The organism is Nocardiopsis halophila DSM 44494 (genome assembly GCF_000341245.1).
Classification (GTDB): Bacteria; Actinomycetota; Actinomycetes; order Streptosporangiales; family Streptosporangiaceae; genus Nocardiopsis_A; species Nocardiopsis_A halophila.
The window spans coordinates 1-12,716 of sequence record NZ_ANAD01000258.1 but is presented as its reverse complement, the minus strand read 5'-3'; the positions used below and the strand labels follow the sequence as shown (position 1 = coordinate 12,716).

11 protein-coding genes are annotated in these 12,716 nt (G+C 74.4%); 7 read left to right on the top strand and 4 right to left on the bottom strand.

Going from position 1 to position 12,716, the window contains the following annotated elements; genetic code table 11:
• From D450_RS33810 to D450_RS0127670, 3 genes are all read left to right on the top strand, one after another.
• A partial coding sequence (locus tag D450_RS33810; RefSeq protein ID WP_206539673.1) for a hypothetical protein occupies positions 1-220 on the top strand: 220 nt, incomplete at its 5' end.
• A gap of 235 nt (positions 221-455) precedes the next feature.
• Positions 456-2,537 carry a prolyl oligopeptidase family serine peptidase gene (locus D450_RS0127680; RefSeq protein ID WP_017541878.1) on the top strand — a complete coding sequence of 694 codons (2,082 nt, stop codon included), beginning with the start codon at positions 456-458 and terminating at the stop codon, positions 2,535-2,537.
• 255 nt (positions 2,538-2,792) lie between these two features.
• The gene (locus tag D450_RS0127670; RefSeq protein WP_017541876.1) at positions 2,793-3,974 is read left to right on the top strand and encodes a JmjC domain-containing protein; all 1,182 of its coding nucleotides are present in this window, start codon (positions 2,793-2,795) and stop codon (positions 3,972-3,974) included.
• A 21-nt stretch (positions 3,975-3,995) separates the two neighbouring features.
• On the opposite strand, the gene D450_RS0127665 is transcribed toward D450_RS0127670, so the two are convergent.
• Together D450_RS0127665 and D450_RS0127660 are read right to left on the bottom strand one after the other, a co-directional pair.
• Complete coding sequence (locus D450_RS0127665; protein ID WP_017541875.1) at positions 3,996-4,769, bottom strand: TetR/AcrR family transcriptional regulator C-terminal domain-containing protein; 774 nt, start codon at positions 4,767-4,769, stop codon at positions 3,996-3,998.
• Between the two features lie 104 nt (positions 4,770-4,873).
• The gene (locus D450_RS0127660; RefSeq protein ID WP_026128805.1) at positions 4,874-6,343 is read right to left on the bottom strand and encodes a peptide MFS transporter; all 1,470 of its coding nucleotides are present in this window, start codon (positions 6,341-6,343) and stop codon (positions 4,874-4,876) included.
• Between the two features lie 474 nt (positions 6,344-6,817).
• On the opposite strand from D450_RS0127660, the gene D450_RS0127655 reads away from it, so the two are divergent.
• From D450_RS0127655 to D450_RS0127645, 3 genes are all read left to right on the top strand, one after another.
• On the top strand, positions 6,818-7,684 hold the full coding sequence (locus D450_RS0127655; protein ID WP_017541873.1) for a (2Fe-2S)-binding protein: 867 nt from the start codon (positions 6,818-6,820) through the stop codon (positions 7,682-7,684).
• Between the two features lie 159 nt (positions 7,685-7,843).
• Entirely contained in the window at positions 7,844-8,143 is a 300-nt protein-coding gene (locus D450_RS0127650; RefSeq protein WP_017541872.1) for a hypothetical protein, read from the top strand.
• A gap of 143 nt (positions 8,144-8,286) precedes the next feature.
• On the top strand, positions 8,287-9,054 hold the full coding sequence (locus D450_RS0127645) for a VOC family protein (protein ID WP_017541871.1): 768 nt from the start codon (positions 8,287-8,289) through the stop codon (positions 9,052-9,054).
• 17 nt (positions 9,055-9,071) lie between these two features.
• Here the strand turns inward: D450_RS0127645 and D450_RS0127640 are convergent, their stop codons facing one another.
• Positions 9,072-9,779, bottom strand: a complete 708-nt coding sequence (locus D450_RS0127640) for a B3/B4 domain-containing protein (RefSeq protein ID WP_017541870.1) — start codon at positions 9,777-9,779, stop codon at positions 9,072-9,074.
• A gap of 198 nt (positions 9,780-9,977) precedes the next feature.
• On the opposite strand from D450_RS0127640, the gene D450_RS0127635 reads away from it, so the two are divergent.
• Positions 9,978-10,568: a helix-turn-helix domain-containing protein gene (locus D450_RS0127635; RefSeq protein ID WP_017541869.1), complete on the top strand. Its 591-nt coding sequence runs from the start codon at positions 9,978-9,980 to the stop codon at positions 10,566-10,568.
• Between the two features lie 125 nt (positions 10,569-10,693).
• Here D450_RS0127635 and D450_RS0127630 read toward each other — a convergent pair whose 3' ends face one another.
• A complete protein-coding gene (locus tag D450_RS0127630; protein ID WP_017541868.1) occupies positions 10,694-12,376 on the bottom strand; it encodes an endo-1,4-beta-xylanase in 1,683 nt (560 codons plus the stop codon).
• Between the last annotated feature and the right edge of the window lie 340 nt (positions 12,377-12,716).

Sequence of the window (12,716 nt, the reverse complement as noted above, 5' to 3'; positions counted from 1 at the left end):
GGGACCCCCCTCCCCGCCGTTGGCGCGCGCGTTCGAGGCCCGCGGGATGCTCGTGACCGGAGCGCTCTGCGCGGCCGCGGGCGTGGTCGGGTGCGCCCTGGCCCTGTCCGGCGCGACGCTGGACACGACGCTGCCCGCGACGGCCCTCCCGGTCGCCGCGGTCCTGTGGGGCACCGTCGCCGGCCTGCTCGCGGCGCGCATGCGCGCACCGGAGGCCTGACGCGTCCCCGCCGTTGTACCGGCGCCCCTCCCGCCGCTCCCGGGCCCGGAGCCCCGCCTGTCACGTGCGCGTTCCCGGGATGCAACTCACTCCTGCGCCAGAATCGGCTTGCCCCGGCGACAGCCACTCCTCCCTTGACCGCCGTGACGGCGCGCTTGAACGATGTGATCGTGCGTAGCCGACCCGCCCACGTGCCCGCCCGGAGCATCCCCCGACACCGACCCCGCGCCGCCCGGTGAGCGCTCCGTTCGCCCGCACCGCACCGGCGGACGGCGGCTCGTCGGTGCTCGACACCGTGCACGGCCGCACCGTGCCCGACCCCTACCGCTGGCTGGAGGACGGCGAGTCCACGGCCACCCGCCGGTGGCTGGAGGAGCGCCGGCGCGAGTTCACCGAGGCCGCCCGCGGCTGGCCGATGCGCGAGCGCCTGGCCGCCGACATCACCCGCCTGCTCGACCACGACCTGTGGTCGCCCCCGCTGCTGCGCGGCGGCACCGCCTTCGCCACCCTCCGCTCCCCCGGCGACGAGCACCCCCGCATCGTGGCCCTGGACGGCGGCGCCGAGCGCACGGTGTACGACCCGGTCGCCGCCGACCCCGGCGGCCGGACCACCCTGGACGCCTGGGAGCCCTCCCCCGACGGCTCCCTCGTGGCCGTGCAGACCTCCCGCGGCGGCACCGAGCGGGGCGAGCTCCAGGTGCTGCGCACCTGCGACGGCGCCCCCGTCGAGCCCCCCGTCCCCGGCGTCCGCTACTCCCACGTCGCCTGGCTCCCCCCGGACCTGGGCGGCCCCGCCTTCTTCTACGCGCGCCGCGACGGCACCGACGGCAGGCGCGGCCTGTGGCTGCACCGGGTGGCCGTCCCCCGCGGGGCGGACACGCTGGTGCGCGCCTGCACCGGCCCCCGGACCGTGCCGGGCGTGCGGGTGCTGGGCGGCCGCTGGCTGCTGGCCACCGAGAGCCACGGCACCGGCCACCGCAACGACGTGTGGATCGCCGACCTGCGCGCCGTCCCGGCCGACGCCCCCGCCTGGATCCCGGTCCAGGAGGGCCTGGAGGCCGAGACCACCGCCGACCTGGGCCCCGACGGCATGCTGTACCTGCGCACCACTCTGGACGCGCCCCGCCGCCGGATCTGCGCCGCCGACCCCGCCGCCCCCTCCCCCGAGGGGTGGCGCGAGGTCGTCCCCGAGGACCCCGAGGCGCCCCTGGACGGGTTCACCGCCGTGGGCACCCCCGACCGGCCCGAGCTGCTGGTCGCCCGCACCCGGCTGGGCGTGAGCTCCCTCGACGCCCACGACGCCCGCGACGGCCGCCGCCTGCACGCCGTCGGCCTGCCCGGCGAGGGCATGGTCACCCGCTTGGAGCAGGGACCCGACGGCGCCGCGCACTTCTGCTACGCCGACGTCGCCACGCCGCAGGGCGTGCTGCTGCTCGACCCCGGCTCCGCCCGCCCGCGCCCCTGGCCCTCCCCCGACGCGGGCGGGCGGCCGCCCTCCCCCGCCGCGCGCATCCGCCGCCGCGTACTGCGCTTCCGCTCCGCCGACGGCACCCGGGTGCCGCTCACCCTGCTCTCGGCCCCCGAGTCCGACCCCGGCGAGGACGGCCCGCTGCTGCTGCACGCCTACGGCTGCTTCGGCCGCCCCCGGCAGTTCGGGTTCAGCGCCACCGTGCTGGCCTGGCTGCGCGCCGGGGGCCGGTACGCGGTGGCCCACGTGCGCGGCGGGGGCGACGGCGGCCGCGACTGGCACCGCCGCGGCGCCCGCCGCGACAAGCCCCGCGCCGTCGAGGACCTGATCGCCGCGGCGGACGCCCTGGTGGCCGAGGGGCACGCCACCCGCGACCGGCTGTGCCTGACCGGCGGCTCGGCCGGCGGGATGCTGGTCCTGGCCGCGGCGGGCCTGCGGCCCGACCTGTGCGCGGCGGTGATCTCCTCGGCGCCGCTGACCGACATGGCCCGCTTCGAGCGCATGGGGCTGGGGCGGATGTGGACCCGCGAGTTCGGCACCGCCGCCGACGCCGGCGACTTCGCCGCGCTGCTCTCCTACTCGCCCTACCACCTGGCGCTGGACGGGGCCGCCCGCCGCGGCCCCGCGGTGCTGCTGACCGGGTTCCACTCCGACACCCGCACCGGCGCCGCCCACCCGCGCAAGATGTGCGCCGCCCTGCAGGGGGCCGGCGCGCCCGCCCTGCTGCGGTACGAGCGCGACGTCGGCCACGGCCAGCGGGCCGTGTCGCGGGCCGTCGCCCTGGCCGCCGACGCGCACGCGTTCGCCGCCGAGCGGATCGGGCTGCGCCCCCGGTCGGGCGGGCGCTGAAGGCTCTGCCCCACCGGGCAGGGAGTTCCGACGAGGAAGGACAGGAGGAGACATGGACCCCATGGAGTTCGAGGTCGAGGTCGAGGACCTCGGCGAGGTCACCTCGCGCGACCTGACCGCCGGCGGCGGCGACAACGACGGCACCGACGGAAGCTCCGACTTCATCTGATCCCGAACGGCCCCGACACCGACCGCCGCCGGGGGTGCGCCACTGGCCCCCGGCGGCCCCGCCCCTCCCGGGAGGTCACCGCCACCGTGTCCCAGACCCTGTTCACCGGAGCCGTGCGCGCGGCGATCGGCGAGGACGCCCTGCGCAGCCGCCTGTCCGACGACGTGATCTTCGCCGACGTGGGCGAGGAGGCGGTGCGCCACCTGCTGGACCTCGGCGCGCTCGACGAGATCCTGGCGACCCGGCCGCTGGCCCCGCCCCGGCTGCGCCTGCACCGCGAGGGCGCGCCGGTGCCCGCCGAGCGCTACACCGAGGCCGGCGAGGTCTCCCGCGAGTCCACCCGGGTGGTGCGCCCCGAGGGGCTGTACCGGGAGCTGCGCGGCGGCGCCAGCATGGTGCTGGACAGCATCGACCGGCTGCACCCGCCGGTGCGCGAGGCCGCCGACGACCTCATGCGCCTGGTGCGCGAGCGCGCCCAGGTGAACCTGTACCTGATCTGGGGCGACTCGCACGGGTTCGCCACCCACTGGGACGACCACGACACCTTCATCGTGCAGGTCGCCGGGGAGAAGGCGTGGCAGGTCCACGGGCAGGGCAGCCGCCCCTACCCGATGAAGGTGGACTCCGACCACTCCCACACGCCTCCGGAGGGCACGGTGTGGGAGGGGGTGCTGCGGCCCGGGCACGTGCTGCACGTGCCGCGCGGCTGGTGGCACACGGTCACCGGGACCGGCGGGATGAGCATGCACCTGACGTTCGGCTTCACCCGCGCCACGGGGGTGGACTGGGCCCGGTCACTGATCGAGCGCCTCTACGACGAGGAGGTGTTCCGGCGGGACCTGCCGCGCTTCGCCTCGGCGGACGAGCGGCGCAAGCGCCACGACGAGCTGGTCCGGGTGCTGGCCGCGCTGGCCGAGGACAGCGGCGTCGACGGCTTCCTCGAGGAACGCGACGCCCACTTCCCGCGCCGCCGCTCCTATTCCCTGGGCTGGGCCGTGGAGGACGGCCGGGAGCCCGCGCCGGACACCGTGGTGGAGTTCGTTCCGCTGCTCGCCCCGCCGACCGCGGCGGAGGACGGGAAGGTGGCCGTGACGGTGTCGGGGCGCCGCTACCGGTTCCCGGCCGCGGCCGAGCCGGTGCTGCGGGTGCTGGCCCGCGACCGCCGTCTGACCGCCGGCGAGCTGGCCGAGCGCTCGGGGACCGACCCCGGCGCGCTGTCGGCCGTCCTGCGCGCCTTCGTCCGGCACCACTTGGTGGTGATGCGCTGAACCGCGCCGGCCCGCCCGGGGCTAACGGGGGCCCTCGGCGCCGCCTCCCCCGCGGTGGGCGGCGATGCCCTCGATCAGCCGGTCCAGGGCGAACTCCAGGGGGGAGGCCATGTCGCCGAACGGCTCGTCGCCGAAGTCCTCCAGGTCCCCGCGCTCCCCGAGGGATGCGAGAACGGGATAGCGCCCGTCCGAGGCCGCCCGCCGGAGCACGGCCGCGTACCCGGCCGCCGCGTCCTGCGGCGCGTGCCCGGCGAGGTCCCCCGTCATCCGGGCAAGGCCGTGGATCGATGCGCTGAGGAAGGCCGCGGTGTCGAGCGTCTCCCCGGTGCTCAGCCCCGCGCGCAGAAGCGGCCCCGCGATCGCCTCCAGCCAGGCGACGCCCCGCGGCCCCCGGGGCGGCCCGGTCACGGGCGCCCGGGCCAGCCACGGCCGGTCGAGCCTGCGGCGGTAGAACGCGCGCGCCCAGACCCGCACCTGCTCGGGCCAGCCGCCGCTCACCGCCGCCGTGTCGGGCGGGTCGCCCACGGCGGAGTCGACCATCAGCGCGACCAGCTGGTCCTTGCCGGACACGTAGCGGTAGAGCGACATCGTCGTGTAGCCGAGCTCCCGGGCGGTGCGCTGCATGGTGACCGCCTCCAGGCCCTCGGCGTCGGCCACGGCCACGGCGGCCTCCACCACCTGCTCCAGGGCCAGCGCGGGCCGCGGCCCGCGCCGCGGGCGCTCGGCCGTGCCCCACAGCAGGTCCAGCGTGTCGGGCACCGCCCGGTCGTCCCGGCCCCCGTCGCGGCTCGCCACTGCCCCACCCCGTTCCGACTCCTCGCGGCCCGGAACAGGTCTACCACGCACACGGCCCCCGGCCGCGCGGCGCGGTCGGGGGCCGTCGGGGCGGGTGCGGCCGGTCAGGCCGCGGCCTCCTGCACCGCGCGGCGCTGCTCGCCCATGAGCGTGCGCAGCTTGCCCACGAAGAGGGACAGGGCGATGCCCGCGACCACGGCCAGCAGGCCCAGCATCAGGAAGTAGGTCCCGCCGAGCACCGGCTGCAGGCGGCTGACCTGGGCGCCGACGGCGTCGCCGGCGGTGATGGACAGGAAGAACAGGCCCATCATCTGCGCCTTGAACGCCTGCGGGGCGAGCTTGGAGGTCATCGACAGGCCCACCGGCGACAGGCACAGCTCGGCGATGGTCTGCAGCAGGTAGACGCCGACCAGCCACATCAGGCTGACCTTGACCGTGCCGCCGTCGGTGGCGGCGGTCGCCCAGCTCATCACGACGAAGGAGAACCCGCACAGCACCAGCGCCGCGGCGAACTTCATGCCGGTGCTGACGCGGTCGCCCAGCTTGGTCCACACCAGGGCGAACACCCCGGCCAGCACGATCACCATCAGCGGGTTGACCGCCTGGGTGGAGCCGGCGGGCACCGCGAAGGAGCCGATGTGCAGGTCGACGTGGTCCTGGGCGAACAGGGTGAGCGGGCCGGCGGCCTGGTCGAAGATCATCCAGAACACGGCCGAGGCGATGAACAGCCACACGAACGCCGTGAGCTTGGGGCGCTCCTCGTCGGTGATGTCGTCGCGGCGCACCACGAACATGTAGACGAAGTAGGCGATCGGCACGATGATCGAGAAGGCCGTCAGCACGTAGGTCACGTTGTCGACGCTGAGGGTGCCGGTCAGCGCGGCGGCGACGAAGGCCAGGGCGATCGCGGCCGCGGCGATGCCCAGGATGCGCAGCACGCGGCCGCGCTCGCCGGCGGTGAGCGGGTTGCCGGGCGCGTCCCCGGCGCCGCGCAGGTTCTTCTGGCCCAGCACGTACTGCAGCAGGCCCAGGGCCATGCCGACCGCGGCCACGGCGAAGCCGACGTGCCAGTTGACGCGCTCGCCCAGGTAGCCGACGAGGAACAGGCCGATCGCCGAGCCGATGTTGATGCCCATGTAGAACAGCGAGTAGCCGGCGTCGCGGCGGGCGTCGGGCTGGTCCTTGTACAGCTCGCCGACCATGGCGGAGATGTTCGGCTTGAGCAGGCCGGTGCCGACGCAGACCAGCGCCAGGCCGAACCAGACGAAGGCCGATCCGAACTCCAGCGCGAGGCTGATGTGGCCCAGCATGATCACGACGCCGCCGACCAGGACGGTGCGGCGCTGTCCGAGGAGGCGGTCGGCGATCCACCCGCCGGGCAGCGCCGTGAAGTAGCTCATGGCCAGGTAGAGGCCGACGACCGCGGTGGCGGTGCCCGTTCCCAGGCCCATGCCTCCCTCGCTCACCGCCGCCGCGAGGAAGAGGACGAGGATGGCGCGCATGCCGTAGAAGGACAGGCGCTCGTTCATCTCCGTCCCGGCCAGGGTGATCAACCCTTTGGGGTGGTTCCGCATCGGTTTTCCCGTCGTTCGCGTGTGCCCGCGGGCCCTTCTGGGGCGCGCGGGCGCGGCCGGGCGGACCGGCTTTCGGCACAGGTGCGCCCCGTGCCCCTCGTGGGGGCCGGGGTTGCGGCGGGCCGGGCGGCTCTGGCTGACGATCGGGGCTTCCGGTCGGCGGGCGCCTACCGCCCCGCCGGGGACGTCCGCGGTCACGGACGTCCGTCCTGGTCAAGGAATGTACACCCTGTGGCATTCCTGACTTTCCACCCACTTGGTGTTTGTTGCATTCCCCACAGGACATATCGGACAGCAGGGGCCGCACCGATCAGGGCCCGACCCGCGACACGGCGCGCGTTCAGCGCCGATCTTTGCCCCGGGCGAACTGATTAGGGTAGCCTCAGCTAAAAGAGGGCGGGCCGTCCGTGACATGCGGCGCGGCCGCCCCCGCCATCGCGCACCCCCGGCGTTTCGAGGAAGGTCGTCCGGCGCATGCCCGAGGTCCCGAGCCCGCTGCAGGCCGTCGTCGACGCCTGCGCGCCGCTGAAGTTCTCCCCGCTGCCGGCCCTGCGGGTCCCCGGCCTGAGCGCGGGGGCGGGGGATCCGGTCGCCGACCAGTGGTACCGCACCGACCTGATGGTCGCCGACGGCGAGGTCCCGGTGCTGTTCGAGCGCCTGACCGCGCTGGGCGGGCGCGGCCACCGGCTGCCGGCGGTCACCGACTTCCTGCGCGCCACCCTGCGCGAGCCGATCTTCATGGTGGCGGCCGGCACCTACCTCACCCGCCGCGCGGCCCTGCTCGACGCCGACCAGCTGTGGTTCCCGTGGTGGTCCTCGGGCGGTTTCGGCACGCCGACCGTCAGCGGCGGGCGCACCGCCGTGCTGGACGACGACCCGGCGGCGGCGCACCCCTCGGCGGTCGTCTGCGCCGACGAGGACGCGCTGGTCCGGCTCGCCGCCGAGCACATGGTCGCCGCGTTCACCCCGGTCATCGACGCGCTGCACGCCCACACCCGCGTCGGCCTGCGCACCCTGTGGGGGTGGGTGCTGGACACCGCGCACTTCTACATGCTCAACCCGGCGCGCTTCCTGGGCCGCGACGCCGAGGAGGCCTGGCGCCTGGCGTGCGCCCTGGGCGACGCGCTGATCGAGGCGGGCGCGGTGACGCGGGCCCGGCCGCGGCTCTTCCCGTTCCGGGAGGACCACCCGCGCGGGACCTGGGCGGTGCGGGGCACCTGCTGCTTCGACTACAAGGGCGACCCGGAGCACGGCTTCTGCACGACGTGCCCGCTCAAGTGCGACAACGACCGCAAGGACGAGCTGCAGGAGTGGATCCGCAACCCGGCGCTGGCCCCGTAGCGGCCGCCCTCCGTTCGGGACCATTGCGCCGAGTCCCCGGGAACTCGGCCGCTAGGGCGCCGGGGCCGCTCGCGGAATCGTGTCGGTAGCGCCGGGCGTACGGGCTGCCCGCCCACCGCCGGGCGCTTTCGGGAACCACGAGCGGAATGAGGCAATGCCGTGAGCATCATCCAGACGGGCAAGCTGAACCTGTCCTCGGAGAACCCGGTCGAGAAGAAGGGCGGCCAGACGCACACCTTCACCCGGGTCGACTTCCCCACCCCGTTCCCGTCCGGGTCCGACGTCATCGTGCAGGTGACGGTGCAGACCTTCAACGGCCCCGAGACCCCGGGCCTCCGGCTGCACGACGTGAGCGAGACCGGTTTCTCGATCCGGATGAACGAACTGTTCGGCGCCGGTGTCACCGGCGACGGCACGCACGTCCGCGAGACCGTCGGCTGGACCGCCTACACCGTCTGACCCGGTCCCGGCCCGCCGGGGCCGACGGCCGCCGCGGGGGCGGGCCAGGCCCGTCCCCGCCCACGGGAAGGCCATGTGCGCGGATCCGAGCGGTGAGGAAGAATCGGGGCTCGTTCTCCCGACACCGAGGAAGGGACGGGCCCATGGCGGCGAAGACGCCTGCGGAGGCCGAGAATTCCGGGGAGATCCGCCCCAATGAGTCGATGATTCCGACACTGCCCTGCGCCTCCCCCGAGGAGACCCTGGCGTTCTACCGGGACCTGGGGTTCACGGTCGCCTACGAGCAGCGCAGGCCCTATCTGTACCTGGCCTTCCAGTGGAGCGGCATCCACGTGCACTACGGGCGCCCGCCGGAAGGGTACTCCCCCGAGCGGGAGGACGGCGGGGGCTGCCTGGTGATGGTCGACGAGGTGGCGCCCTACCACGCGGCGTTCACCCGAGCCATGCGCAGCGCCCACGGGAAGGTCCTGGGCAAGGGGCTCCCGCGCATCACCCGCCTGCGGCCGGGGGCGTCGCGGTTCACGCTCGTCGACCCGTCGGGCAACTCGCTGATCTTCATCCAGCGCGACGAGCCGGAGGTGGAGTACGGCGGGTCCAAGGAGTTGGAGGGGCTGCCGCGGGCCCTGGACAACGCCAGGATCCTGCGCGAGTTCAAGAACGACGACCGCGCCGCCATGAGGGCCTTGGTGTCGGCGCTGCGCCGGCACTCGGTGGGGGCCTCCGAGCTGGACCTGGCGCTGGTGTACGCGAACCTGGTCGAACTGGCGGCGGTGCTCGGTGAGCACGCCCGGCGCGCGGAGTGGGAGGCCGAACTGCGGAGGATCCCCCTGGACGAGGACGGGCGCCGGCGGGTCGCGGCCCTGGTCCCCGGGGCGGAGGCCGTGAAGGAGTGGGCCCCGCACCGCCCCTGAGGGCGGCGGGAGCGTCCTCAGAGCACCGCCTCGGGCTGCGCGGCGCCGACGTGGTGCACGGCGGTGAGGTCGGCGTGCGGGGCGAGCAGGCCCCGCAGCTCTTCGGCGGCGTCCTTGAGCAGGGCGCCGTCGTCCTCGGCCCTGAGGGTCTCCAGGACGAAGACGACGCGGGCGGAGTCCTCGGTGACCCGGGTGCGGTGGGCGTCCCGGTGGTTCCAGTGGCGGGTCAGCACGCCTTCGTCGTCGGCGTAGACGACCTCGCCGGGCTCGGGGGCCTCGACCGTGTCCGGCTCGCCGAGCGGGGTGAAGGCCTCGGTGCCGTCGGCGCGGCGGACGGCGACGTCGCCGGAGACGCGGTCCAGGTCGAAGGCGCCGGCGGGCAGGCCGTGGCCGACGGAGACCGCGTTGTAGGAGTCCACGGGCGGGTTGATGCGCGGCAGGGCGCCCTTCTTGGCCAAGCGTCGGCCGAGGGCGTCGACGCTGGGGCGGACGCGCCGGGGGTTGGTGCCGAAGGAGCGGTAGGCGGCGTGCCAGGCCCCGATGCGGGGGTCGGTCTCGCCTGCGGGCTCCCAGGAGCCGTCGGCGAGCCCGAGCTCCAGGTCGGCGACGGCGGCGTCGGTGGCCGGCCACGCTTCGCGCCCGCGCAGGCCGGATGCGGTGACCAGGGCGATGAGGGTGCCGGGGAAGGCGTCGACGATCGCGGGCGCGAGGCGGAAGGCGGTCATGGCGGTGCTCCCTGGGTTCGGACGGGGAGGGCGGGATCGTGCGGGGCGGTACCGGCGCCGGGCCTGACGGTCCTCGGCACGGCACGGGACCGGCGTGTCATCGAAACGACTGAACGGTACAACGCACCGACCATCACATGTCAACCGACCGACCGTAGGGTGTAGTGCGATGACCCCGACCGGCACGGAGGAGGGCGCATGGCCGAGGAGGCGGCGCTGAGGACGGTGGCGCGCAACGTCCGGGTGGCCCGGCTGCGCGCGGGCCTGTCCTTGGAGGAGCTCGGCCGGCGCGCCCAGGTGAGCAAGGGGGCCCTGGTCGGCCTGGAGAAGGCCCAGGGGAACCCGAACCTGGCCACACTGGTGCGGCTGGCCGACACACTGGGCATCCCGGTGTCGGCCCTGTTGGAGGGGCAGGCCGAGGAGCGCGTCCGGGTGGTGGACTCCGCGTCCGTGGAACCGCTGTGGAGCGGGGAGCACGGCGGACGCGCCCTGCTGATGCTCACCACCCCCGGCCCGGCGCCGACGGAGGTCTGGCGGTGGCGCCTGGAACCGGGCGAGGAGTACCCGAGCCACCCGCACCAGGCGGGGGTGGTGGAGACGCTGAGCGTGACCTCCGGGCGGATGGTGCTGGTGGTGGACGGCGTCGAACACGCCGTGGGCGCGGGGGAGACCGCGGCCTTCGCCGGGGACGCGCCCCATGCCTACCGAGGTGCGGGCGAGGAGACCTGCGACCTCGTCATGACGGTGCACCTCCCGCCCGCCCCGGACAGCGAGGGCGCCGCCCCCTGAGGAACAGGGGTCTGTGCTCGGTGGGCGGTGGGAGCGGCGTCGACGCGGATCACGGGGCCGGCTCGTCCATTGCTGCACAGGAGCGGTGGGCGGACGCNCCCCCCGCCGGGGGGGGCCGCGGCGGTCTAGAGGACGGTGCAGGACCGGCCGTTGAGCGTGAACGCGGTCGGTTCGGGGTTGCTGCCGGCGTGGGAGGCGTTGAAGCCGACACTGACCGAGCCGCCGGAGGGAACGCTGCCGTTCCAGCTCGTGTTGGACACGGTCACTGTGGATCCGGACTGCGACCACTCGCCCGACCATCCGCTGGTGACCTGTTGGCCGGCGGGGAAGCCCCAGGACAGCTCCCAGCCGTCGAGCGCGGAGGACCCGTTGTGCGTGACGGCGACCTCGCCGGTGAAGCCGGTCGCCCACTCGTTCGGGACCGTGTAGTCGACCTCGCACGGACCGGGTGCCGCCCCCTCCCCGGTGGTGGCCGCCACCGGCGGGGACGGATCGGAGGCGTTTCCGGCCGCGTCGTGGGCGACCACGGTGAAGGAGTACTCGGTCTCGGGCTGTAGGCCGGTGACGGTCGTGGAGGTGCCCGCGGCGCTCGCGACCTGTTCACCGCCCGCGTGCACCGTGTAGCGGGCGACGCCGACGTTGTCGGTGGCTGCGGGCCAGGACAGCTCCACCGCGGATGAGCCGACCCCGTCGACCCGGGGCTGCCCGGGGGCTGAGGGCGGCTCGGAGTCCGGCTCCCCTCCGCCTGCGAGCGCGTCGTGGACGGCGTCGTAGGCGGGTTTGGGGCGGTGGTCGTCGTCGAAGAGGAGCGGAGCGCCGTACCCCTCGAACACGTCGGGCACCCAGGAGTAGGTGTCCACGATGCCCCAGACGGTGACGCCGATACAGCGGTCCACCGCCAGGCAGGCGTCCACCACCTGGCGGTAGTCGCGCGCCTGCTGCTCCAGTTCGGCCTGGTCTGCGGGCATCTGGATGCGCACGTCCAGCTCGGTGACGGCCACGTCCAGGCCGAGGTCGGCGAAGCGCTGGATGTTCTGCTGCATGTCGCCGGGCACCTGGCCGTTGACGAGGTGGGCCTGCATGCCGATGCCGTCGAGCGGGACGCCCTGCTGCAGCAGGGAGCGTGCCAGCTCATAGTAGGCGTCGCTCTTGGCGTTGATCCCGTCGATGCTGTAGTCGTTCAGGTACAGCTCGGCGTTCGGGTCGGCCTCATGGGCCATGCGCAGGGCGTCGGCGACATAGTCCTCGCCCAGGGTGTCGTAGAAGACCGAGTTCCGCCACGACCCGTCCCCCAGGAAGATCTCGTTGGCGACGTCCCAGTAGGCCACCCGGCCGGCGTACCGTCCGGCGACCGCATCGATGTGCTCGCGCATGACCTGGCGCAGCTCGTCCTGGCCGAAACCGCCGTCGGAGACCCACGAGGGGAGCTGGCTGTGCCAGACCAGCGTATGGCCGCGCACGCGCTGACCGTTGGCCTCGGCGAAGTCCATGAAGGCGTCGGCGCCTCCCCAGGAGAACTGCCCTCGCGAAGGCTGGACCGACTCCCATTTCATCGCGTTCTCGGCGGTGGCGGCGTTGAACTCGGCGCCCGCGAGACGCGCGAAGTCGGGGTCGTTGTCGAGGTGGTCGGCGCCGAGGGCCGCCCCGATCTCGAAGCCCCGGGCCTGCGCGTGCTCCCGAAGCGGCGCGTCGGCATGCGCGGGCGCGGGAGTCAGCAGCGCGGCACCGACGAGCAGGGCCGCCGCTCCGGCCCCGAACCACCGCCGGAACCGCGAGGGGCGTCGGGGGCCGTGTCGATCCACTTCCATGTCGCTCCTTCTGTGTGCGGGATGGCGTTCGCGAATTGGGAGCGCTCCCATTCACGAGTGAGGAACATAACACCGAGAGCGACGATGTGGATAGGAGTCATCACCGGGACGAATCAGTACCGATGGGGCGCGGGTCTCTGCGCCGGGAGGTTCGCGCCCTTTATGGAAGCGGGGGCGCTATGCGCCTCGGAGCACGTCGGCCGCATGGACGAACGCGACGGGCCGGTTTCTGCGCGTGCCGAGGCATCCGGCCTTGAGCGCCTGCACTGTACCCGGACCGGGTGCAGCCCCGTGCGGGGGCATGCCGGGTCGCGTCCGCTGGAGTGGTGTAACTCCGTAT

What these genes read in the sequence shown, in the direction of transcription:
- D450_RS0127660 (WP_026128805.1), bottom strand. Translation starts at nt 6,343, where the DNA reads ATGCGGAACCACCCCAAAGGGTTGATCACCCTGGCCGGGACGGAGATG.
- D450_RS0127655 (WP_017541873.1), top strand. Translation starts at nt 6,818, where the DNA reads ATGCCCGAGGTCCCGAGCCCGCTGCAGGCCGTCGTCGACGCCTGCGCG.
- D450_RS0127645 (WP_017541871.1), top strand. Translation starts at nt 8,287, where the DNA reads ATGGCGGCGAAGACGCCTGCGGAGGCCGAGAATTCCGGGGAGATCCGC.
- D450_RS0127640 (WP_017541870.1), bottom strand. Translation starts at nt 9,779, where the DNA reads ATGACCGCCTTCCGCCTCGCGCCCGCGATCGTCGACGCCTTCCCCGGC.
- D450_RS0127635 (WP_017541869.1), top strand. Translation starts at nt 9,978, where the DNA reads ATGGCCGAGGAGGCGGCGCTGAGGACGGTGGCGCGCAACGTCCGGGTG.
- D450_RS0127630 (WP_017541868.1), bottom strand. Translation starts at nt 12,376, where the DNA reads ATGGAAGTGGATCGACACGGCCCCCGACGCCCCTCGCGGTTCCGGCGG.